Origin of the sequence: Gordonia aurantiaca, from assembly GCF_039939235.1 — a bacterium.
In the GTDB taxonomy this organism is placed as follows: Bacteria; Actinomycetota; Actinomycetes; order Mycobacteriales; family Mycobacteriaceae; genus Gordonia.
The window spans coordinates 287,562-310,116 of sequence record NZ_JBDUUF010000003.1 but is presented as its reverse complement, the minus strand read 5'-3'; the positions used below and the strand labels follow the sequence as shown (position 1 = coordinate 310,116).

The 22,555-nt window shown below is 69.7% G+C and carries 22 protein-coding genes and 1 riboswitch; of the genes, 17 read left to right on the top strand and 5 right to left on the bottom strand.

The features are described 5' to 3' along the window. The first annotated feature begins 265 nt into the window (after window positions 1-265). From ABFT43_RS08815 to ABFT43_RS08805, 3 genes are read left to right on the top strand one after another with little or no spacing between them, the layout of a single operon-like run. Window positions 266-856, top strand: a complete 591-nt coding sequence (locus tag ABFT43_RS08815) for an Rv0361 family membrane protein (RefSeq protein ID WP_347959982.1) — start codon at window positions 266-268, stop codon at window positions 854-856. After that, window positions 853-1,266 (top strand): rhodanese-like domain-containing protein, encoded by a 414-nt coding sequence (locus tag ABFT43_RS08810; protein ID WP_347959981.1) that lies wholly within the window; start codon window positions 853-855, stop codon window positions 1,264-1,266. Before ABFT43_RS08815 ends, ABFT43_RS08810 begins: the two co-directional genes overlap by 4 nt. Then, the gene (locus tag ABFT43_RS08805) at window positions 1,230-2,480 is read left to right on the top strand and encodes an O-succinylhomoserine sulfhydrylase (protein WP_347959980.1); all 1,251 of its coding nucleotides are present in this window, start codon (window positions 1,230-1,232) and stop codon (window positions 2,478-2,480) included. Before ABFT43_RS08810 ends, ABFT43_RS08805 begins: the two co-directional genes overlap by 37 nt. Before the next feature lie 119 nt (window positions 2,481-2,599). On the opposite strand, the gene ABFT43_RS08800 is transcribed toward ABFT43_RS08805, so the two are convergent. Continuing rightward, window positions 2,600-3,667: an isochorismate synthase gene (locus tag ABFT43_RS08800; RefSeq protein ID WP_347960105.1), complete on the bottom strand. Its 1,068-nt coding sequence runs from the start codon at window positions 3,665-3,667 to the stop codon at window positions 2,600-2,602. A 115-nt stretch (window positions 3,668-3,782) separates the two neighbouring features. Beyond that, window positions 3,783-3,897, top strand: a riboswitch (SAM riboswitch). Window positions 3,898-3,915: 18 nt separating this feature from the next. On the opposite strand from ABFT43_RS08800, the gene ABFT43_RS08795 reads away from it, so the two are divergent. After that, window positions 3,916-5,265, top strand: coding sequence for an aminotransferase class V-fold PLP-dependent enzyme (locus ABFT43_RS08795; protein ID WP_347959979.1), 1,350 nt, complete (start codon window positions 3,916-3,918; stop codon window positions 5,263-5,265). Next, entirely contained in the window at window positions 5,262-5,756 is a 495-nt protein-coding gene (locus tag ABFT43_RS08790; protein ID WP_347959978.1) for a hypothetical protein, read from the top strand. The genes ABFT43_RS08795 and ABFT43_RS08790 overlap by 4 nt, the downstream gene beginning before the upstream one ends. A gap of 40 nt (window positions 5,757-5,796) precedes the next feature. Here the strand turns inward: ABFT43_RS08790 and alc are convergent, their stop codons facing one another. Together alc and ABFT43_RS08780 are read right to left on the bottom strand one after the other, a co-directional pair. After that, window positions 5,797-6,819, bottom strand: coding sequence for an allantoicase (gene alc / locus ABFT43_RS08785; protein ID WP_457590128.1), 1,023 nt, complete (start codon window positions 6,817-6,819; stop codon window positions 5,797-5,799). Between the two features lie 178 nt (window positions 6,820-6,997). Then, complete coding sequence (locus ABFT43_RS08780; protein WP_347959977.1) at window positions 6,998-7,510, bottom strand: inorganic diphosphatase; 513 nt, start codon at window positions 7,508-7,510, stop codon at window positions 6,998-7,000. 220 nt (window positions 7,511-7,730) lie between these two features. On the opposite strand from ABFT43_RS08780, the gene dacB reads away from it, so the two are divergent. The 3 genes from dacB to tilS are packed head-to-tail and all read left to right on the top strand — an operon-like array spanning window position 7,731 to window position 11,247. Further along, window positions 7,731-9,125: a D-alanyl-D-alanine carboxypeptidase/D-alanyl-D-alanine endopeptidase gene (gene dacB / locus ABFT43_RS08775; RefSeq protein ID WP_457590123.1), complete on the top strand. Its 1,395-nt coding sequence runs from the start codon at window positions 7,731-7,733 to the stop codon at window positions 9,123-9,125. A gap of 2 nt (window positions 9,126-9,127) precedes the next feature. Continuing rightward, entirely contained in the window at window positions 9,128-10,312 is a 1,185-nt protein-coding gene (locus ABFT43_RS08770) for a zinc-dependent metalloprotease (protein WP_457590127.1), read from the top strand. Next, a complete protein-coding gene (tilS, locus tag ABFT43_RS08765; protein ID WP_457590122.1) occupies window positions 10,291-11,247 on the top strand; it encodes a tRNA lysidine(34) synthetase TilS in 957 nt (318 codons plus the stop codon). The genes ABFT43_RS08770 and tilS overlap by 22 nt, the downstream gene beginning before the upstream one ends. A gap of 33 nt (window positions 11,248-11,280) precedes the next feature. On the opposite strand, the gene ABFT43_RS08760 is transcribed toward tilS, so the two are convergent. Next, a complete protein-coding gene (locus ABFT43_RS08760; RefSeq protein WP_347960101.1) occupies window positions 11,281-12,003 on the bottom strand; it encodes a glycine zipper family protein in 723 nt (240 codons plus the stop codon). Between the two features lie 319 nt (window positions 12,004-12,322). Between ABFT43_RS08760 and hpt the strand changes: the two genes are divergently transcribed. The 9 genes from hpt to ABFT43_RS08715 all read left to right on the top strand — a co-directional run bounded on the left by hpt (window position 12,323) and on the right by ABFT43_RS08715 (window position 20,867). Further along, the gene (hpt, locus tag ABFT43_RS08755) at window positions 12,323-12,886 is read left to right on the top strand and encodes a hypoxanthine phosphoribosyltransferase (RefSeq protein ID WP_168702430.1); all 564 of its coding nucleotides are present in this window, start codon (window positions 12,323-12,325) and stop codon (window positions 12,884-12,886) included. A gap of 149 nt (window positions 12,887-13,035) precedes the next feature. Further along, a complete protein-coding gene (ftsH, locus tag ABFT43_RS08750) occupies window positions 13,036-15,438 on the top strand; it encodes an ATP-dependent zinc metalloprotease FtsH (protein WP_347959975.1) in 2,403 nt (800 codons plus the stop codon). 9 nt (window positions 15,439-15,447) lie between these two features. Next, complete coding sequence (gene folE, locus ABFT43_RS08745) at window positions 15,448-16,059, top strand: GTP cyclohydrolase I FolE (RefSeq protein ID WP_347959974.1); 612 nt, start codon at window positions 15,448-15,450, stop codon at window positions 16,057-16,059. A 50-nt stretch (window positions 16,060-16,109) separates the two neighbouring features. Continuing rightward, a complete protein-coding gene (gene folP / locus ABFT43_RS08740) occupies window positions 16,110-16,964 on the top strand; it encodes a dihydropteroate synthase (protein WP_347960100.1) in 855 nt (284 codons plus the stop codon). Further along, window positions 16,957-17,328, top strand: coding sequence for a dihydroneopterin aldolase (gene folB, locus ABFT43_RS08735; RefSeq protein WP_347959973.1), 372 nt, complete (start codon window positions 16,957-16,959; stop codon window positions 17,326-17,328). Before folP ends, folB begins: the two co-directional genes overlap by 8 nt. A gap of 16 nt (window positions 17,329-17,344) precedes the next feature. Further along, the gene (gene folK, locus ABFT43_RS08730) at window positions 17,345-17,866 is read left to right on the top strand and encodes a 2-amino-4-hydroxy-6-hydroxymethyldihydropteridine diphosphokinase (RefSeq protein ID WP_347959972.1); all 522 of its coding nucleotides are present in this window, start codon (window positions 17,345-17,347) and stop codon (window positions 17,864-17,866) included. Further along, window positions 17,863-18,381, top strand: coding sequence for a DUF3180 domain-containing protein (locus tag ABFT43_RS08725; protein ID WP_347959971.1), 519 nt, complete (start codon window positions 17,863-17,865; stop codon window positions 18,379-18,381). Before folK ends, ABFT43_RS08725 begins: the two co-directional genes overlap by 4 nt. Window positions 18,382-18,487: 106 nt before the next feature. Beyond that, the gene (locus ABFT43_RS08720; protein ID WP_347959970.1) at window positions 18,488-19,678 is read left to right on the top strand and encodes a DUF6779 domain-containing protein; all 1,191 of its coding nucleotides are present in this window, start codon (window positions 18,488-18,490) and stop codon (window positions 19,676-19,678) included. A 388-nt stretch (window positions 19,679-20,066) separates the two neighbouring features. Further along, window positions 20,067-20,867: a hypothetical protein gene (locus ABFT43_RS08715; protein WP_347959969.1), complete on the top strand. Its 801-nt coding sequence runs from the start codon at window positions 20,067-20,069 to the stop codon at window positions 20,865-20,867. Between the two features lie 21 nt (window positions 20,868-20,888). Here the strand turns inward: ABFT43_RS08715 and ABFT43_RS08710 are convergent, their stop codons facing one another. After that, window positions 20,889-22,355 (bottom strand): serine/threonine-protein kinase, encoded by a 1,467-nt coding sequence (locus tag ABFT43_RS08710; protein WP_347959968.1) that lies wholly within the window; start codon window positions 22,353-22,355, stop codon window positions 20,889-20,891. Window positions 22,356-22,555: the final 200 nt, after the last annotated feature.

The following is a 22,555-nucleotide window of genomic DNA, read 5'->3' as shown; positions in this document are numbered from 1 at the left end:
CTCGCCGGTGGACAGCACTGTCGAAACCACCCTACGGATCATCTGAGACCCCAGTCCCGGTTGATGCGACAGTCCCGGTTGATGCGACGGCTCCCGCCGCGGCCGGACGGTATTGTTGCGCCGTCCGCTTCGCGGCCGGACGGTACTGTTGCGCCGTCCGGACGGTACTGTTGCGCCGTCCGCTTCGCGGCCGGACGGTACTGTTGCGCCGTCCGCTTCGCGGCCGGACGGAAGTCACACTGGGGCGGTCGATACACTTCGCGCCATGGCCAAAGCTGCAGGCGGGAGCCCCGAGGGCAAGCCCGGCGGGAAGAACGCCGCGTCCCGGGGCGCGGCATCGAACAAGCCTGCGCGCGGCGTATCGTCGAAGGCGAACGTGTCGAATGACGACGTGAACGCCGCCCTCGTCGAGGACGGACCTTCGAATTGGTCGAAGGCGTGGCCGTTCTTCGTGGCGTTCGGGCTCGTCGCGTTGTTCGTGCTCGGGATCGTGCTGTCGAACATCTCGCGTCCCGCCGAGGAACGCGTCAGCGACGACGCGAAGGTCCAGTACGCGATCAACGACCTCTACAGCGCCCGCAACGGTGCGGACTACGCGAAGTTCCGCGGCGCCACGTGCGCCGCCGACCTCGCGAAGCCCGATTTCCCGTCGGAGGCGGACTTCGTGGCCGACAGCAAGGCCTCGGTGGAGAAGAACGGCCAGATCGAGATCCCCGAGATCACCGATCTGGTGGTGAACGGCGACCGGGCGACCGCGAAGGTTCATTGGCACCATGAGAAATCGTCCGGCGACGAGCAGGTCGCCGACACGATCGTGGTCCGCGAGAACGGCGAATGGAAGGTGTGTTCCGAATGAGCTATGCCGGCGACCTGACCCCGCGTCAAGCGTGGGAGAAGCTCGAGAACAACCCGGACGCGGTCCTGGTGGACTGTCGGACGCAGGCCGAGTGGTCGTTCGTGGGGGTCCCCGATCTCGAGATCCTCGGCAAGCGGACCATCTTCGCCGAGTGGACGACCTACCCGGACGGGCAGCGCAACCCGGACTTCCTGTCCCAGATCCGTGACGCCGGTGTCACCGACGACACCGAGGTCATCTTCATCTGTCGCTCGGGCCACCGGTCGATGGGCGCCGCCGAGGCGGCGACCGCGGCCGGCATCAAGAAGGCCTACAACGTGCTCGACGGATTCGAGGGTGCCCTCGACGAGAACGACCATCGTGGTGCGTCCGGATGGCGTGCCGAGAACCTGCCGTGGAGGCAATCGTGAGTATTGAGGTGCCCGTGAGTCGCGAACTGCCGGAGGGTGTCTCGCCCGACACCATCGCAGTGCGCGGCGGCCTGGCCCGTTCGGGTTTCTACGAGACCGCCGAGGCGCTGTATCTGACCAGCGGCTACGTCTACGACTCGGCCGAGGCGGCCGAGCGCGCGTTCACCGGTGAGGACGAGCGGTTCGTCTACTCCCGCTACGGCAACCCGACCGTGCACATGTTCCAGGAGCGCCTGCGCCAACTCGAGGGTGCGGAGGCATGCTTCGCGACCGCCAGCGGCATGGCCGCGGTGTTCGTCGCACTCGGCGCGCTGCTGAAGGCCGGCGACCGGCTCGTCGCGGCTCGCAGCCTCTTCGGCTCGTGCTTCGTCGTGTGCAACGAGATCCTGCCCCGCTGGGGGGTGGAGACCGAGTTCGTCGACGGTGAGGACCTCGAGCAGTGGGAGCGCGCGCTCTCCAGGCCCGCCACCGCGGTGTTCTTCGAGACCCCGTCGAACCCGATGCAGACCCTCGTCGACGTCCGCAAGGTGTCCGAGCTGGCCCACGCCGCCGGCGCGCAGGTCGTGCTCGACAACGTCTTCGCCACCCCGCTGCTGCAGCGCGGTCTGGACCTCGGCGCCGACGTCATCGTCTACTCGGGCACCAAGCACATCGACGGCCAGGGCCGGGTGATGGGCGGCGCGGTGCTCGGCACCAAGGAGTACATCGACGGCCCGGTGCAGCAGCTCATGCGCCATACCGGTCCGGCGCTGAGCCCGTTCAACGCCTGGACGCTGGTCAAGGGGCTCGAGACGCTGCGCCTGCGCGTCGATGCCTCGGTGAACTCGGCGATGCGCATCGCCGAGTTCCTCGAGGCCGATCCGCGCGTCCGCTGGGTGAAGTACCCGTTCCTGAAGTCGCATCCGCAGTACGACCTGGCCACGAGCCAGATGTCCGGCGGCGGAACCGTGGTGACCTTCGAGCTCAACGACCGCGACGGCGTCGACGGCAAGAAGCGCGCCTTCGAGGTGCTCAACTCGCTGCGCGTCATCGACATCTCCAACAACCTCGGGGATTCGAAGTCGCTCATCACGCATCCGGCGACCACCACCCACCGCGCGATGGGACCCGAGGGTCGCGAGGCCATCGGCCTGAGCGACTCGGTGGTGCGGCTGTCGGTCGGTCTCGAGGGCATCGACGACCTGCTCGGGGACCTCGACCAGGCCCTGGGCTGACCCGTCAGCCGTTGCGGCGTTGCCCGGCCTCTCGTACCGAGGCCGGAATGCGTCCCTTCGGTTCTCCCGGCCGTGCTCCCGATCGTGGCGACGCGCCGCGACGGGCGATCAGGAAGTCGTCAGTCACCACCGAGACCCAGGGCATTCAGGACGGTCCGCAGCTTGAACGTGGTCTCCTCCAGTTCGGCCTGCGGGTCCGAATGCTCGACGATGCCGCCGCCGGCCCAGGTGCGCACGTTTCGGCGGTCCGCGGCGAGTTCGAGGCAGCGGATGGCGACCATCCACTCCCCGTCGCCGTCGGCGTTGCACCATCCGACCGATCCGGCGTAGAAGCCGCGTTCCCCCTCCACGTCGCGGATGATCTGTGCCGCAACGTCACTCGGGGTTCCGCACACCGCAGGCGTCGGCCCGAGCAGCAGTGCCAGGTCGAGGGCGGTGGTCGACGGGTCGCGCAGGGTCGCGTGGATCGGGGTGGCCAGGTGCCACACCTCGCCGGTCGACTGCAGCCGCGGCGTGGATGGCGCGTCGACGTCGTCGCAGAGATGGGAGAGTCGTTCGCGGATATGGCCGACGACGAACGCGTGCTCGGCGAGATCCTTCGTCGAGGCCGTCAACCGTTCGGCGGTGGCGCGGTCGGTGACCGGGTCGGCCGAGCGCGGCGCCGATCCCGCATACGGGTGGCAGGTCACCGTGGCCCCGGATTTCCGTAGCAGCACTTCGGGACTCGCGCCCAGGAGCCAGGAGCCGGATCCCGTTGCGGCGTCGAGGTCCACACCGAAGGCGTTGTGCTCGACGTTGCCGCCGGCGAACGCGTCGAGCAGTTCGAGCGGGTCGACCTTCTCGTCGAGGAGCATCTCGACGCTTCGCGCCAGGACGACCTTGTCGACGTCGCCGGCCACGATCCGCTTCACCGCGTGGGCGATGCGCTCGCGATGCTCCTCGGTGTCGGGATGGAAGACCGTCGAGATCGCGCGTCGTGCCGTTGGGGGGCCGCCGACCAGTGGGGTCGGGCTGACGTCGAGGCGGGCGGGTGCGACGAGCGCCGCGCGGTCGCGCCGGTCGAAGGGGATCGCTCCGGTCAGCGCGGTGACCTTGCCCGCGCGCAACGCCGCCGACGCCTCGTCGACATCGGTGAACGCCTCGACTACCCCCTCGCCGCGCACGGTGCCGTGCGGGCGTGACAACACGAAGACCTCGCTGATCGAAGACACGGGGATCAGCGTACAGGTAAGCCTGCCCTAACTTCGAATCACGCTGATTTCAAATTGACACCCCCTGAGGGTTTCGGCGACTCTTGACGCAGGTCATGAGTGCCAGCGACAAGCCCCGGCTAGCTGGTCGGCAACCCTCCTCCACGGTGGGGTGCTCCGGGTGACGACCTGGCCGAGTTCGAACCCGAACGCGGCAAGTGTGGATTCTCGAGGAGTTTCTTTCGATGACTGCTGTGCTCTCGGCACCCGTCTCCCAGTCCGTCCGTCCCGCCGTCTGCAACGTCTCCGCCGTTGCTGATCGCGGGCTTTTCATCCCGGCCCTCGCGCCGGTCGTCGGCGCCGACGCGTGCGTCCCGGTCGCCGGTGGCGGCACCGTCACCTACGCGAATCTCGACTACGCGGCGAGTGCGCCGGCGCTGAGCTCGGTGGCCACCGACGTCGCGGGCGCCCTCGCCGAGTACGCGAGCGTGCACCGTGGCGCGGGCCATCTGTCCCAGGTCACCACCCGCCGCTACGAAGCGGCCCGCGAGACCGTGCGCGCCTTCCTCCGCGGCCGCACCGACGACACCGTCGTCTTCACCCGCAACACCACCGACGCGATCAACCTCGCCGCCCACATCACCCCGGGCGACGTCGTGGTCCTCGACATCGAGCACCATGCCAACCTGCTGCCCTGGTGCGCGCCGCGCGACGGTCGCAGCCGGGCTCGGATCGTCACCGCGTGCGACACCATCGAGGACACCCTCGCCGCGCTCGAGGCCGAACTCGCGTCGAGACCCGCATCGCTGCTCGCGGTGACCGCCGCGTCGAACGTCACCGGCGAGGTCCTGCCGATCGGCAGGCTCGCCTCGATCGCGCACCGCCACGGCGCCCGCATCCTCGTCGACGCCGCGCAGCTCGTCGCCCACCGGCCGATCTCGATCGTCAGCCACGGCATCGACTACCTGGCGTTCTCCGGGCACAAGGCCTACGCGCCGTTCGGCGCCGGTGTGCTGATCGGACGCTCGGACTGGTTCGACGCCGCCGAGCCGTACCTGGCCGGTGGGGGAGCGACCGCCGACGTCGACCTCGGTGAGTCGGGCACCACCTGGCATTCGGGAGCCGCGCGCCACGAGGCCGGGTCGCCGAACGTGCTGGGCGCGCTGTCCATCGCGAAGGCGTGTGAGGCCCTCGCCGAGCTCGGTCCAGAGGCCATCGGCCACCACGAGGCCGCGCTGTGCGAGCGCCTCGACGCAGGCCTGGTCGAGATCGACGGTGTGCAGCCGCTGCGGATCTTCTCCGACTCGGCCGATCGCGTCGGCATCGCCGGCTTCACCGTCGACGGGGTCGCCCCGCGGACCGTCGCCGAGTACCTCAGCGAGGAACACGGGATCGGAGTGCGGGACGGCAGGTTCTGTGCGCACCCGCTGCTCAAGCGACTCGGACGTCCCGAGGGCGCGGTGCGGGCGAGCTTCGGTGCCGGCACCACCTCGGACGACGTCGACCGTCTGCTCGACGCACTCGGCCGGCTGTGTCGCCGGACCGCCCGCTCCACCACTTCCCGACCAGACCTCGACGAGGGGTACCCGGCATGACCATCGAACTCGACACAGCACGCACCGACACCCGGATCCCGGCCCCGCAGGGCACCGTGAGCATCGGACGCCCCGCCTTCCGGGTCGCCGTCGCGGGGGATGCCGTGGCCCAGACCTTCCCGATCGTCGTCCGCCGGGAGACGCTGCGTGAGGCGCAGCGTGCACGCTCTCTGCTGCGGGCCGGCGCCCACGATCAGGCGCGGTTCGTCGTCGCCCTCGAGATCGAGGTGGCGATCGCGCCGCAGGCGGCCACGGCCCGTGCCGCCGTCGCCGAGGTCGCGGGGACCGAGTCGGACACCATCCGCTACATCGGCACCACGCACGGCCTGATCACCTTGCTGCGCGACGTCTACGCCGCCGAGGTCGCCGACGCGGTCATCCTCGTCCCGCTCGACGGTCCGGCCACCGAGAGCCGTATCCGCGAACAGGTGCTGCCGCACTTCGGTGCCGACGGCGACGCGAGCGGAGACCTGCGGCACCGCGTGGCCTGACGGCCGGGACGAGGCGAGCGGGCCGCGTTCGCGTGGGCGACTACGCCTCGCCGCGCTCCCACTGCTCGATGAGTTCCGCCTCGGCCTGCTCGGTCAGCTGACCGTAGAGCCGCAGTCGTGCCATGCCGCCGTCCGGGAAGATGTCCAGGCGCGCCTCGGTCATCGGACGGTCCAGGTCGATGACGTAGCGGTGGCGGGTGTCGGGCTGCAACGGGGTGCGGGGCAGCACCTCGAACCACTCGCCGTCGCCGTCGCGTCCGCGCACCATCGCCGAGCCCGGCGCGTTGCCGATGAAGTAACTGGTGTCGAGTTCGACGAGACTGACCCGCGCCTGTCCGGCGAGGCGGACCTGCACCCAGTCGTTGCCGTCGTCGCGGCGTCGTGAGGTCTCCCAGCCCTCGCCCATGTTGCGCGCCCGTCCGGGCATCAGCAGGTTGTTGGGGGAGCTGTAGAACATGTTGGAGCAGGCCGTGATGAGGCCGCCGTTCTCCAGCGCCGCGAGGTCGAAGTGACCGTAGCGGAAGAAGTGCGGGTTCGGAACGCCGCGCCCGTGCACGCGGAACCGTGCCACACCGCCGTCCGGGTACATCGTCAGGCGCACGTGCGTGAAGCGGTTCTTGGCGTCGACCTTGAACGGGTTGCGGGTGTCGCCGTCGACCGGGCTCTTCTCGACGATGGTCACCCACTCGGTCTCGTGGGCGAGCTCGTCGGCCGGGACGATGCCCTCGACTGCGGCGGCCTCCACCGAGATGAACGGCGGGTAGTTGCCCTTGAACCACGACGTGTCCACGACGACGCCGTAGATGACGCCCGGGGCGCCGAGTCGGATGATCGCCTGGTCGACCCCGGGTTCGCGGCGGCGGCGGGTCTCCCACCCGTCGTAGACCTGTCCCTTGTGGCCGAAGGTCGCGGGCTGGTATTCGGCCGGTGGCGTCTTGATGAGATTCTGCGACTCGGCGAACAGCTCGTCGTTGGTCCAGACGACCGCGCCGCCGAGATCCCGCAGGGCCAGGTCGGGCATCGACATGAAGTGCGGGCGGTTACCTGAGTTCGGCGGCGGCATCGGGGTCACGACAACCGATCCTATCGGCGCGTGCGATTCGTGCAGTCCGGGCTTGCGGCCGTGCGTCCGCGAAAGCCTGAGGGGCAGGGTCGCAACGGCCTGTGGCGAAGTGAAAGTGCCCGGAAGACAAGCGGACCGCCGACGTCGGGTGTCGTCGGCGGTCCGTTGCGTCCGGGTGTCAGCCGCGCGAGGGCTCGTTGGCCTCGTCGGCGTGCTGGGCGAGCCGCTCGACGGCGGCCTTGGCGATCTTCTCGGCCTCCTCACGGCCGACCCAACCGCCGGGCTGGACCTCCTTGCCCGGCTCGAGATCCTTGTAGTGCTCGAAGAAGTGGGCGATCGGGCCGAGCTCGTACTCGGAGACGTCGGTGATGTCCTGGATGTGATCCCAGCGGACGTCGCCGGCGGGCACGCACAGCAGCTTGTCGTCGCCGCCGGCCTCGTCGGTCATGGTGTACATGCCGACGACCCGGGCGCGCACGATGACGCCGGGGAACACGGGCTCGGGCAGCAGGACCATCGCGTCCAGCGGGTCACCGTCCTCGCCGAGGGTGCCGTCGATGTAGCCGTAGTCGGCCGGGTAGCCCATCGAGGTGTACAGGTAGCGGTCGAGGTAGACCTTCCCCGTCTCGTGGTCGACCTCGTACTTGTTACGGCCACCTTTGGGGATCTCGATGGTCACATCGAATTCCACTGTTCCTCCTGGCAGTCTGGATCGGGGTTGCAGCGCCGGGCCGAGACGGCCGCACGCCGCAACAACGATACTGTTAGTCCGACGACCTCGGAGTTCGTACCCCCGCAGTTCGACGGGGTGCGACGCCCATACCCGACATTTCGGCCACGGGCGCGTGACCAGCGGCGTCGTGTGACAGGTCGTGACAGAGCCAGTGCAGCGCGAGAGATCCGGAGGCTTCGTGGGCGCATCCGCCAGACCCGGTCGTGGACGGACACGGAGCCGCAGGCTCCTCTGGTGGACGATCGCCGCGGTCGTGATCCTCGCGCTCGCGTCCACCGCCGCGGTCGTCGTCGCGCTGCGGCTCGACTCCGAGGCCGAGTTGCCGCCGGGAATCCCGCCGCAGCCGGCCGCCGTGGCGGTCGACCCGGAGATCGACCCGGTGGCCGCGAGCGCGCCCGCCCCGACGCCGGAAGGCGTGCGGCGGGCGATCGCCGCCGCGGTCCGCAACCCCGCACTCGGCGAGCTGACCGGCAAGATCTCCGACCCGCTGACCGGCGAGGTGCTGTGGTCGTCCAACCCCACCCGGCCACGCATCCCGGCGTCGAACGACAAGGTGCTCACGGCCGCGGCGCTCCTGCAGGCGATGCCGCACGACGCCCGGCTGACGACGACGGTCGTCGCGGGTGCCGATGGACAGGTGATCCTGAAGGGCGCCGGCGATCCGACGCTGTCGGCGCAGCCGGAGGACGCCGAGACCTTCTACACCGAGCCCGCGCGCATCGCCGATCTCGCCGAGCAGATCAAGCAGGCGGGGGTCCCGGTCACCTCGGTCGCGGTCGACCTGAGCGCGTTCGGCGGGCCGAGGATGGACCGCACGTGGGATCGTCGTGACATCGCGGGCGGCGACATCGCGCCGATCGAGTCGCTGATGGTCGACGGCGCGCGGATCGATCCGCTCGACGAGTACTCCCCGCGGTCGGCGACCCCCGGGATCATGGCCGGCGAGGCCCTGGCCAGGGCGCTGGGCGTCGACGCCCCGGTCACCGAGGTCACCGCACCCGCGGGCGACCGCGTGATCGCGAAGGTCGAATCCGCACCGCTGGTGACCCGCGTCAACGACATGCTGCGCCACAGCGACAATGTCCTCGCCGAGACGCTCTCCATCGAGCTGTCTGTGTACCGCGGAGGTCCGGCGACCCTCACCGGCGGCGTCGACGCCGTCGAAGAGGTGCTGTCGTCGACCTTCCCGGACCAGTGGACGGGCACCACCCTCGCCGACGCCTCCGGCATCTCCTACGCCAACCGCACCACGCCCGCGCTGCTCGACGCGGTGATGAACGCGGCGGCCGGGCCGTCGAACCCCCGGCTCCGCCCGATGCTGGAAGGGCTCCCCATCGCGGCCGGCACCGGCACCCTCGCCGACCGGTTCCCGGTCGCGACCAACCCCGGCGCCGGATGGGTCCGGGCGAAGACCGGAACACTGACCGGGGTCAGTTCGTTGACGGGCATAGTGCAGACGATCGACGGTCGGGTGCTGTCGTTCGCGCTGATGTCCGGCGGCACCTCGCCGGCGGACGCCCGGCCCGCCCTCGACGCGGTGGCGGGGCAACTCAGAGAATGCGGGTGCCGATGACCATGCCAGGAACCGACAGCACACCGGTCGACGAGACCGCCGGGACGACACCGGTCGACGAGACCGCCGGGACCACACTGGTCGACGAGACCGCCGGGACCACACAGGTCGACGAGACCGCGGGAACAGGGGCCCGGCGAGACGACCGCGTCTCCATCGGGTCGCAGATCGACTGGTCGCTCGCGGCGTCGACCGCCAAGCGCCTGGCGCGCCCGGGCCCGAAGACCACCGCGTACACCTACGACGCCGCGCGGGCCGAACTCGCCGACGCCGCCACGCGTGCGGAGGCGCCGGTCCGGGAGGTCACCGGCCTCGCCGACGGACTGCGCATCCCGACCACCCGGGTGCTGGACCGTCCGGGCTGGATCGACGCGGCCGCCGACTCGATGCGGTCGATGCTCGGGGGCGACGAGGCGACGACCGCGCCCGTCGCGTCGAGGTTCGGTGCGAAGGTCGGCGGTGTGCAGGCGGGTGGTCTGCTCGCCTTCCTCTCCACCGCGATCCTCGGACAGTACGACCCGTTCACACCCGATCCGGAGACCGGTGAACCCGGCGTGCTGATGGTCGTGACCCCGAACATCATCAACGTCGAACGCCAGCTCAAGGTCGTCCCGTCGGACTTCCGCCTGTGGGTGTGCCTGCACGAGGTGACCCACCGGGTGCAGTTCTCGGCCAACCCGTGGCTGCGCGACTACATGCGGGACAACGTCGCCGTGCTCACCTCCGAGACCGGGGAATCGACGTCCGAGATCGTGGCCCGGTTGACCAGGGCGCTCAAGAGCGACGAGCCCCGGGAGAAGGGCATCCTCGGCGCGGTGCAGTTGCTGCAGAGCCCCGAGCAGCACCAGGCGTTCCAGCGGATGATGGTGCTCGGCACCCTGCTCGAGGGGCACGCCGACCATGTTATGGACGCGGTCGGTCCCGTACACGTCCCGACCGTCGCCACCATCCGAGCGGCATTCGACAAGCGACGCAAGGCTCCCCAGAACCCGGTGCAGCGCATCATCCGGGCGCTGATCGGCATGGACGCCAAGATCGCGCAGTACATCCGGGGCAAGGCGTTCGTCGACGAGGTGGTCGCCACCGTCGGGATGGAGCGGTTCAACACCGTGTGGACCTCGCCGGAGACGATGCCGCTGCCCGAGGAGATCGACAGCCCGCAGGCATGGATTCGACGAGTGCTGTGACCCGGGCGGTCGCGGACTTCGCGGCCGCCTGTCTCGACGACGGACCGGCGACACCGGTCTGTGTCGGACTCTCCGGAGGTCCGGACTCGCTCGCCCTGACCGCCTGCGCGGTGCGCGCGGGACTCGACGTCACCGCCCTCGTCGTCGATCACGGTTTGCAGCAGGGGTCGGCGGCGGTGGCCGCCCGCGCCGCCGACGCCGCACGACGCCTCGGTGCCGACGCCCACGTCCTGACGGTCGAGGTCGGGTCGCGCGGGGGACTCGAGGCCGCGGCCCGCGAGGCGCGCTACGCCGCGCTGGACTCCGCTCGCGCGGGGCGTCCGGTGTTGCTCGGCCACACCGCCGACGACCAGGCCGAGACCGTCCTGCTCGGGCTCGCCCGAGGATCGGGGGCGCGGTCGATCGCGGGCATGCGCGCGTGGCGCGCGCCGTGGGGGAGACCACTGCTCGGCATCCGCCGGGTGCAGACCCTGGCCGTGTGCACCGAACTCGGGCTGGAGGTGCACCACGACCCGCACAACCGGGATCCGCGCTTCACCCGCGTCCGCCTGCGCTCGGAGGTGCTGCCGCTGCTCGACGAGGTCCTGCAGGGCGGGGTCGTCGAGGCGCTGGGCCGGACCGCGGTGGCGCTGCAGGACGATCTCGACGCTCTCGACGGGTGGGCCGACGACGTCGCGGCGACCGCGATCGGACCCGACGGCCTCGAGTGCGTTCCACTGCACGACGCGCCGGTCGCGATCCGCACCCGGGTCATCCGGCTCTGGCTACGCGGGGTCGGTGCGACCGAACCGACCCAGCGGGTCATCGCGGCGGTCGATCGGCTCGTCGTGGGGGCGCCGACCGGCACCCAGGTCGCCATCGGCGGCGACCCGCAGGTGCGGACGGTCGTCGAACGAGTCGACGGAAAGCTGACGGTCCGCCCCACCGTGAGGTGAGGCGGACCGTCTTCCGAGTGCGTTGTCTGCCGACTACTTCTTGGGCGGGACGAACGGCGAGTTGATCGTCTGGAAGTAGTGGATCGCCGCGCCGATCAGCGTGCCGCCACCGCCGAGGGTGAGGCCGATGAGAGCGCCGGCAGCGGTGCCCAGGGGGATGGCCGCGAGGCAGCCGATTCCGGCGGCCGGCACACCGAGTGCACAGCCGACGATCCCGCCGATGATGCCGCCCACGACGGTCCCGATCAGTGACGAGACCGTCATGCCCGTCCGCAACTGCGAATTGAAGCGCTCGAGGGCCTGATCATCGCGTTCCTGCCGGGTCTCCGGCGCCGCCACCTGATGGCGGGCGATGGCGCGGAGGTTCTCCGCCTCCACCGGGTCCACCGGCACGGCCCGGGCGACGTTCTTCGACGGGATGAGGGTCACCCGGCTGCCGGAATTCTGCACGTCGATGGGGAATTGCAGATATTCCGATCGGTACAGAAGCGGCATCTGGAACAACGTCTTGCCCGAATTGTCCCGAATTGTCAGTGTGCCATTCTCGGTTGTCGCCGACGCATTGTGCAGGTTGAGGGTCAGCGACGACGCATTCCATGACGCGTCGTAGGTGGGCGCAGCCGACTGTGGCCTGGGGGCCGCCTGCGCGATTCCGGCAAGTGTCGTAATCGCCACTGCGGCAAGGGAAAACACTACGGTGACCAATGTGCGCGTACGAGTCCGCGCCCATGCCCCGTCCTGTCGGTCAAGTGTCATCGAGGGGATTTCTTTCCGTGGAGGGGTATTCCCCAAGAGGGATTTGGGGAATCGGGGTGGAACGTGATCGGGGGAGAAGGATTCGCCCCCGGCGCCACGGGATCACCCGGGCAATAACCACGTTCACAAAAGAATGCAGTCGGTTGTATGAAATTGTTGCAGGAGTGACGCGAGTTGTTGTTCGTTACGCCACTGTGACCCACCTTACTGACCCGCGACCTGCGGCTAGTTCGTTCAAACGACAGATTCGTGACGTGTCCGCGACCCCCATCTCGCACCCGTCGGCCACGAGGGCCGCCGGGCATGACAAGCTGTAACAGTGCAGTCCGCAGACCCCTATGCCGCTGACATCGACGCTGTTCTGATCACCCAGGAGCAGATTCGGCAGCGCACCGCCGAGCTCGCCGCGTCCGTCGCCTCCCGCTACGCCGACATCGAAGAGGACCTGGTCCTGATCGGCGTCCTCAAGGGGGCGGTGATGTTCATGACCGATTTCGCGCGGGCGCTGCCCATCCCGTCGCAGCTGGAGTTCATGGCGGTCTCGAGCTACGGGTCGTCGACCTCGTCCTCGGGCGTCGTGCGGATCCTCAAGGATCTCGACCGCGACATCGAGGGCCGCGACGTGCTGATCGTCGAGGACATCATCGACTCCGGCCTCACCCTGTCGTGGCTGCTGAAGAACCTGGCCACGCGTTCACCGCGCAGCCTCGAGGTGTGCACCCTGCTGCGCAAGCCCGAGGCCGTCAAGGCCCCGGTCCGGGTCGCCGACGTGGGCTTCGACATCCCCAACGAGTTCGTCGTCGGATACGGCCTCGACTACGCCGAGCGTTACCGCGACCTGCCCTACATCGGCCGGCTCAAGCCGTCGGTGTACTCCAGCTGACCCACACCTGCCCTGACCGGCCGGGAACGGTTTCACCTGCGCGATCGTTGACCGGTAGCCTCAATGTGTACGTCGATGGGAAGGACATGGGAACGGCGTAGGCGCGCAGGAAGACCTCTCGCGTGCCGGATCGGCCCCCACCAACTGGCATGAACCGTAAGACAGTCTTCCGCAACCTCGCCATCCTGGCGCTCGTCCTGCTCGCCCTGTGGGGCTGGAGCGTGATGAGCGACTCCAACCGCGAGTACCGCGGCGTCGACACCTCTGTCGCGCTGGAGCAGCTGGACAAGAAGAACACCAAGTTCATCAGCATCGACGACCGTGAGCAGCAGCTGCGCATCGAGCTGAAGACCCCGGTCAAGGTCGACGACGCCGACGTCGGCAAGATCAGCGCCAAGTACCCCGCGCAGGCCGGTGAGCAGATCTTCGAGGCGGTCGAGAAGACCGGCGCACCGTACACCACCAACGTCAACGAGCAGTCGATCCTCTGGCAGATCCTGATCTTCGTCCTGCCGATGATCCTGCTGTTCGGTCTGTTCTTCTTCGTGATGAGCCGCATGCAGGGCGGCGGCCGCGGCGGCGTGATGGGCTTCGGCAAGTCCCGCGCCAAGCAGCTCACCAAGGACATGCCCAAGACCACCTTCGCCGACGTCGCCGGCGCCGACGAGGCGGTCGAGGAGCTCTACGAGATCAAGGACTTCCTGCAGAACCCGGCCCGCTACCAGGCGCTCGGCGCGAAGATCCCCAAGGGCGTCCTCCTGTTCGGCCCGCCCGGAACCGGCAAGACCCTGCTGGCGCGCGCGGTCGCGGGTGAGGCCGGGGTCCCGTTCTTCACCATCTCCGGCTCGGACTTCGTCGAGATGTTCGTCGGCGTCGGCGCCTCCCGCGTTCGCGACCTGTTCGAGCAGGCCAAGAACAGTGCGCCGTGCATCATCTTCGTCGACGAGATCGACGCCGTCGGCCGTCAGCGCGGCGCCGGACTCGGCGGCGGGCACGACGAGCGCGAGCAGACGCTGAACCAGCTGCTCGTCGAGATGGACGGCTTCGGCGACCGCTCCGGGATCATCGTCATCGCGGCCACCAACCGTCCCGACATCCTCGACCCCGCGCTGCTGCGCCCGGGTCGCTTCGACCGTCAGATCCCGGTCGGCAACCCCGACATGGCCGGCCGCCGCGCCATCCTGCGCGTGCACGCCAAGGGCAAGCCGATCGGCCCCGACGTCGACCTCGACGGTCTGGCCAAGCGCACGCCGGGCATGTCCGGCGCCGACCTGGCGAACGTCATCAACGAGGCCGCGCTGCTGACCGCGCGCGAGAACAAGCAGGTGATCACCGCCGAGGCCCTGGAAGAGGCGGTCGATCGCGTCATCGGCGGCCCGCGCCGCAAGAGCCGCATCATCAGCGAGCACGAGCGCAAGGTCGTCGCCTATCACGAGGGTGGTCACACGCTCGCCGCGTGGGCGATGCCCGACCTCGACCCGATCTACAAGGTCACCATCCTCGCCCGCGGCCGAACCGGCGGCCATGCGCTGGCCGTGCCCGAGCAGGACAAGGACCTGATGACGCGGTCGGAGATGATCGCGCGCCTGGTCATGGCGATGGGTGGCCGGGCGGCCGAGGAACTGGTGTTCCACGAGCCGACCACCGGTGCATCGTCGGACATCGACCAGGCCACCAAGATCGCGCGTGCGATGGTCACCGAGTACGGCATGAGCGCCAAGCTCGGCGCGGTCCGCTACGGCCAGGAGCAGGGCGATCCGTTCCTGGGGCGCTCGATGGGCACCCAGTCGGCGTACTCCGCCGAGATCGCCCGCGAGATCGACGACGAGGTCCGCCGTCTCATCGAGGCCGCGCACACCGAGGCGTGGGCCATCCTCACCGAGTACCGCGACACGCTCGACGTGCTGGCCAGCCAGCTGCTCGAGAAGGAGACGCTGACCCGCAAGGACCTGGAGAAGATCTTCGTCGACGTCGAGAAGCGCCCGCGCATCACGGCGTTCAACGATTTCGGCGAGCGCACCCCGAGCGACAAGCCGCCGGTGAAGACCCCGGGCGAACTGGCCGCCGAGCGCGGCGAGCCGTGGCCGCCGGAGGAATCGAAGGTTCCCGAGCCGGTGGGCGCGAGCCAGACCGCGCAGGTCGCCGACCGACCCTCCGCCCCGGAGGCGGGCCACACCGGCGGGGTCCCGATGGGTAAGCCGGCGGCCCCGTACACGGGCCATCAGTATCCGAGCCCGCAATACCCGAGCCCGCAGTACCCGCCTGCGCAGTATCCGACCCCGTACCCGGGCCCGCAGCCGCCGTATGAGTCCCGGCCGTACCCTGCCCCGGGGCATCAGACCCCGCCGCCCGGTGGCCCCTACACCGGGAGCACCCGTCCCGACTACGGTGCGCCGCGCGACTGGTCGGCACCCGGATGGCCGCCCGAGCAGCAGCCCGCCGATCGTCCCGCCGCCAACGGCAACGGGGCCAACGGCTGGGGCCACCACGGGGAGAACGGCCGCGGGAACGGTGAAGGTGCCGGTGACGGTCAGAACGGACGAAGCTCGTAAGGTTGACTGATGACGATCAGTGAGCGGCAGGACGCCGTAGTGGATGGGCACCGATCGACGTTCGACCAGGCCCGTGCCGAGGCCGCGGTGCGGGAACTGTTGCTCGCCGTCGGGGAGGACCCCGACCGTGAGGGCCTGCGACGCACCCCCACGCGCGTGGCCAACGCCTACCGTGAGATGTTCGCCGGTCTCTACACCGACCCCGACGAGGTCCTCGCGACCACCTTCGACGAGGACCACGACGAGATGGTCCTCGTGAAGGACATCCCGATGTATTCGACCTGCGAACACCACCTGGTCTCGTTCCACGGTGTGGCGCACGTCGGTTACATCCCGGGGGCGTCGGGCCGCGTGACCGGCCTCTCCAAGCTCGCGCGTCTGGTGGACCTGTACGCCAAGCGCCCCCAGGTCCAGGAGCGTCTCACCACCCAGATCGCCGATGCGATCATGCGCAAGCTCGAGCCGCGCGGCGTCATCGTCGTCATCGAGGCCGAACACCTGTGCATGGCGATGCGCGGCATCCGGAAGCCGGGTGCGACCACGACGACGTCGGCCGTCCGCGGCATCTTCAAGACCAGTGCGGTGTCCCGCGGCGAAGCCCTCGACCTGATCACCCGGTGAGTCCGGACAAGGCGATCCCGGTCGGCGGTGGTGACCACCGGACGCTCGTGATGGGTGTCCTCAACGTCACCGCCGATTCCTTCTCCGACGGCGGGCGGTATCTCGACACCGAGGCGGCGGTCGCGCACGGTCTCGAACTCGTCGCGCAGGGCGCCGATCTCATCGACGTCGGCGGGGAGTCGACCCGTCCGGGCGCGATCCGCGTCGACCCCGAGGTCGAGGCGGCCCGAGTCGCCCCGGTCATCCGCGCCCTCGCCGATCAGGGGGTCGTCGTCTCCGTCGACACGATGCGAGCTTGCGTGGCGTCGGCGGCGATCGAGGCGGGCGCGGCCATCATCAACGACGTCTCCGGCGGGCGTGCCGACGCGGACATGGCCCGGGTCGTCGCCGACGCCGGCCTGCCGTGGATCCTCATGCACTGGCGTCCCACAGGGGACAGCGACGACCGTCGCTTCACCCATCGGATCGGTGACGTCGGCGGTTACCGCGACGTGGTCGCCGAGGTGAGCGGGGAGTTGCTCGCCCAGGTCGACGCCGCGGTGTCGGCGGGCGTCGATCCGGACCGCCTCATCCTCGACCCCGGGCTGGGTTTCGCGAAGACCGCCGACCACAACTGGGCGCTGCTGCACGCGCTGCCCACCCTCATCGGGCTCGGTTTCCCGGTGCTCGTCGGAGCGTCGCGCAAGCGCTTCCTCGGCACCCTGCTGGCCCGCGACGGTGTGGACCGGCCGCCGTCCGATCGCGACGTCGCCACCGCGGCGATCTCCGCGCTCTCCGCGGCCGCGGGCGCATGGGGCGTCCGCGTGCACGACGTGGCCGGCAGCTTCGACGCGGTGGCCGTCGCGGCGGCGTGGCGGACCGGCGGCTCCCGCGCGACCACCCCGTCAGGAGGAACGCATGGCTGACCGGATCGAACTGCGCGGCCTGAGGGTCCGTGGCAATCACGGGGTCTTCGACCACGAGCGTGCCGACGGCCAGGACTTCTTCATCGACATCACCCTGTGGCTCGACCTGCGGGCCGCCGCGGCGTCGGACGACCTCGCCGACACCGTCGACTACGGCGCCCTCGCGCAGCAGGCCGCCGAGATCGTCGGCGGGCCGCCGCGCAATCTCATCGAGACCGTGGGAGCCGAGATCGCGGAGAAGATCATGGACGACGAGCGCATCAACGCCTGTGAGGTGGTGGTGCACAAACCGTCCGCGCCCATCCCGCTGACGTTCGAGGACGTCGCGGTGGTGACCCGGCGGTCGCGGAAGGGCATGCGATGACACGCGAGGGCATGCGATGAGTCGTGCGGTGCTGTCGGCCGGATCGAACGTGGGTGACTCCCTGGGGCACCTGCGCTCGGTGGTCGACGCCTTCGCCGGCGAACTCGTCGCCGTCTCGTCCGTCTACGCGACTCCGCCGTGGGGTGGGGTGCAGCAGGACGACTTCCTCAACATCACCCTGATCGTCGACGGCCCGCAGACCGCGCGCGACTGGTTCGAGCGCGGCGTCGAACTCGAGCAAGCCGCCCGGCGCACCCGTGACATCCGTTGGGGGCCACGCACTCTCGACGTCGATGTGATCAGCGTCGAGGACGGTGGTCGGGTCGTGGTGGACGACGACCCGACCCTGACCCTGCCGCATCCGCGGGCCGGCGAGCGTGCCTTCGTCCTCGTGCCGTGGCTGGAGATCGATTCCGACGCCGAGCTGTGGACCCCGGCGGGACAGCGTCCGGTGCGGGACCTCGTGGCCGCGCTCGACCCGGCCGAGCGTGACGCGGTGCGCGTGGTGGAGCGTCTCGACGGGGAAGGATGCGCATGACACTTCCGGATCCGCACAAGCCCGGCCAGGACGACGAGGAGGAGTCGGGTCTCGGGCCCACGCGTCTGCGCGATCTGCTGCTGATCGCCGTGGTGACCGCGATCGCCGCGTGGATTCTGGTGCGCTACAACTACTCCGATTTCCCGCCGCTGCCACTGTTGGCCGGCGTCGTGCTCTACGTGCTCGCCGCGCTCGAGGTCGTCATCGCGTTCGTCGTCCGCGCCCGTGTCGAATCCCGCCAGATCGGGCGAGCACGTGGCCAGCTGCATCCGCTCACCGCGGCGCGAGTCCTCGCCCTGGCCAAGGCATCCGCGATCCTCGGCGCCATCGCCGTCGGCGTGTGGACGGGGCTGCTGGTCTTCCTGCTCTCCCAGCACGATGTCGCCGCCGCCGATCACGACCGCCCGGGCGCCATCGTCGGCCTCGTCGGCGGGGTGATTCTCGTCGCTGCCGCGATGTGGCTCGAATACTGCTGTCGCGCACCGGACGACCCACCCCCGGTCGAAGGGGCCTGAATCACCCTCCGATCGGTCCGAATGCAGTGCATAACACGTTGCCGATATGCAAAACTCCGCACCCGGTTGGCGTCCGAATGCACTCACAGCGGGTAAGTTCACGATCATGACGACCTCGAACGGCCGTTCCGCCGACACGCGACGCTCCAGGCGGTCGGCGGCGCAGTGGCTGCTCGGATTGTTGATCGTGCTCTCGCTGGCCGCGAGTGTGCTGATGGTGTTCACCGACCGCCTGTCGATCACCGGATCGCTGGCGGTCATCTCGGCGCTGTGGGCTGCGGTCATCGGCGCGATCCTCGTCACCAAGTTCCGCCGCCAGGCCGAGAGCGCCGAGGCGAAGAGCCGCGATCTGCGCCTCGTCTACGAACTCCAGCTCGAGCGGGAGATCGCCGCCCGCCGCCAGTACGAGCTCGACGTCGAGACCACCATCCGCAAGGAGATCACCGCGGAGGCCAACGAGGAGCTCTCCGAACTCAAGGCCCAGGTTCTCGCGCTGCGGTCGAGCCTGGAGATGCTGCTCGGCGAGCCGCTCCCGGATCAGCGGGCGGCGCTGTCGAACGAGAAGCTGCGCGAGCTCGCCTCGGGGCTGTCCGGGTCGGGCGCCGGCTCCCATGCGGGCGCGTTCGGCGGGGTGCCGCCGTACGGCCCCGGTTACGACGACGACGGCGTGCTCGCCGCACGCGACTTCGCGGCCACCGCTCCCGTCGCCGACGACGGCCGTCACTCCGACTCGGTCGACCCCAACGAGATGACCGAGGTCATCCCCGTCGTCACCGACGATCCGATCTCCGGCCGCATCGCGACCGAGGTCCCGCTGCACGACGTGGACCGTCCGGGCGCCGGCCCGACGCCCTATGTCCCGGCCACCGAGGCCGGCGGGGAGACCGCCGCGTCGCCGGCGGAGTCCGAGGACGTGTCCGATGCCGAGGTCGTGGAGACCCCCGAGCACGGCGCCGGCGCATCGACGGACTTCACCGACGACACCCCGACCGACGAGTGGGCGACCGCGACGGGCTCCGCCGAATCGCGCGGCGAGGGAGCTCCGGTCGGCGGGCCGGCGAGGAGCGACGTGCCGTCGACCGACGACGCCGACGTCGAACCCCCGCCGTTCCTGAGCGCCAAGGGTCGGCACGAGGCCGGTCGTCCGACGAGCCCCTACAGCGGTGGCCGCCGGCGCCGTGCGGCAGAGTCCAAGGAATCGGCGCATTCGGCGGGCCTCCCGGTCTCCGAACTGTTGAACCAGTTGCGCCAGGAATCCGAGAACTCCGGCGGCAGACGCCGGCGTCGGGCAGACTGACCCGCTGAACGGCCGCCCGGTCGGATTCCCGCCGGGGCGATGCCCGGAGCGTGACCGGGGCTTCACGGGTGCGATCGAGTGGCCTCGATATCCAGCGTTCCGATACCACCGTTCCGATACCACTGTTCCGGTACCACTGGGGAATCACGCTCGGATTGCATTCGGATCGTCTTCCGGTTGCGATTTCTGCCTGCGAATTATGCGGTCGGCGTACGGCATTGTGTCGTCGTGGTCGGGGCCCGAATACCACAGCCGCGCCGTGAAATCGGACGTGTCTACGACGAATTCTTCGAATTCGTATCGATTCGTCATCCGTTCGGACCAGTTCCGTGACGTTGCTTTCGAAATCGAGTCGTGCGACTGGGACGATCGCCCTACACTGCCATTCATGAGCGGAGCGTTGGCGGGCGGTGTTCCCGGTCTCTCCGACCGGGCGGGCTCACCACGCGCAGCGATCCGTTACACCGAGCGGGGCACGCCTCTCACTCGCACCCTCATCAGTGCGGCGTTCTTCCTGCCGGTGCTCGCATGGTGGCCAATGGTGTTGTGGCTCTTCACCTTCGACCCGTTGAACGAGACCCCGTTCCCCGAGTACCACGCGAACTACGTCGCCAACGGGCCGGCGACGAGCCTCATCCTGATCTGGACGCTCACCGCCCTGATGCCGATCTACATGGTGCTGGTACTGGCATTCTGGTCGCGAAGCGTCACCCGCGCGGCCTTCGCCGTTCCCATCGGTGCGGTCGGCGCACTGGGATTCTGGGGCGGACAGGTTCCCGTCCTGGTGCGCTCGGGTGAGTTCGGCATCCTCAACTTCTGTTCCGACCACATGCCCGCATTCGTCGTGCTGTTGATCGTCGCGTGGTCCATCGCGCGGCGTCGCCAATTCTGGTGGATTCTCGCGGTTCCGGTCATCGCCCTGCTCGCGGTCAATGCCTACGAGGGCTGGGCCGCGAATCCGGTCGACACCATCGTCAACGGCACCGGGCAATTGCTCGGGGTCCCGGCGACGGAGGTCCTCGATCCGTTCTCGCCGCGTTTCCGGTCGCCATTCGACGATGTCGTCGACATCATCGCGGGCGTGCTCACGCTGTGGCTCGTCGATGCCGTGCTGCGAGTGATGGCGCGGCAGGGCAAGGGCGACGACGAGCCGTCGTACGGGGGCTCCTCCGGACTGTTCGGCCGGTAGGGCCTCGCGGGCAGGGCCGGCTCAGAACTGCAATGCCTCCGCACGGCCGATCGCGAAACACAGGATGCCGAGGCTGAGAATCATGCCGACGACGCACAATGTGCGGGCGAGGACGGCCGCCGACGAATGCCGGCCGCGTCCGGCCAGATACCACCCGGCCACGCCCACCGGCAGGCCGAACCCGCCGACGATGCTCAGGGGCACCGCGGCGATACCGCAGGCCAGCGATGCCGTGGTCAGGCGGGCCGCCTCGGCTCCGGTGGGGCGGGCACTTGTCGGGTGGGCGCTTGCCGGTCGGGTACTCGACGGGTGAGCCCCGGAGGGGAGGCCGCCCAGCGGGAGATCGCCTGACGCGCGGATCATCGTCGACCCGGGGTCGGCGACGCCGCCGCTGTGCCCGGGCAGCGCGGAATAGGCCGTCGCGGTGGGGAACCCGACGGGCCCGGCCGGGGTCGGTGGCCGGTGGACGGTGGTGGGGCGGGAGGCGGGTGCGGTTGGGACCTGTTCGGTCCGCGCCACCTGTGTGGGTGGTGTGACGGGAGAGCGGGCCCGCAAGGTCTCCGTCACCGGGGGTGCCGCCCCGGCCGCGAGAAGTCCCGACGGGGCCGGGAGGTATCCGGTGGCGGCCGCCGCGGCGCGCAGTTCGGCGGCGAACGCCCCCGCGGTCGACGGGCGGTCGTCGGGTCGCTTCGCGAGACCGTGGCGGATCGCGTCGGACACCCCGCGCGGCAGGCCCCGGCGCAGTGCCGCGGCATCGGGCGGTGGGGTGGAGAGATGGTGATGGATCATCATCATCGGCGTGCGTGCGGTGAAGGGCACTGTGCCGGTGAGTAATTCGAACACCGTGCAGGCGAGGGAGTAGACGTCGCTGCGGGCGTCGAGCGGTTCGGCCGACAGCTGCTCCGGTGAGGAATACGGGAACGAGCCGATCACCAGATTCGCCGACGTGAGCGCCGTGCCGCCGTCGGTCTGCCGCGCGATCCCGAAGTCGGCCAATCGGATCCGGCGTTCGTCGTCGGTGCCGCGGGCACCCGGGACGGTGGTCTGTGGCGAGCTGATCAGGATGTTGGCCGGCTTCACGTCGCGATGGAGCAGTCCATGCCGGTGGGCGTGATCGAGGGCGGCGCCGATCGAATCGCCCACCGCCACCGCATCGTCGACCGGGAGCCCACCGGGATTGGCCTCGAGGAGTTCGGCGGCGTCGGTGCCCGGGACGTATTGCATCGAGATCCACAGCAGTCCGTCGACCTCGCCGCGATCGTAGACGCTGACGACGCACGGATGATCGAGCTGGGCGGCGAGGTCGGCCTCGCGGGTGAAGCGGGCGCGGAACGTCGGATCGTTGGAGACGTGCTCGGCCAGCACCTTGATCACGTCGAACCGGGGGAGACGCGGGTGCTCGGCCAGGTACACCGTTCCCATCCCGCCCGCCCCGATCCTGCGCACGATCGTGTAGCCGGCGAACTGAGTACCCGGTTCCAGGCTCATCTGCAGCTCCCTGTGCTCGATGTTCGGCGAGGGGATCGCTGTCGGACCCAGCGTACGCCGGACAGCAGGCATCCCCGGGCCGAACCGGCTCCTCGATCGTCGGGTTGTGTCATCGCGACCGCGCGGTATGGCGTTGGGGCGGGACCGGCCTCCCCTCGGCGTCCACGAGCAGGGACCGGCCAGTGACACCTGTCACAGAA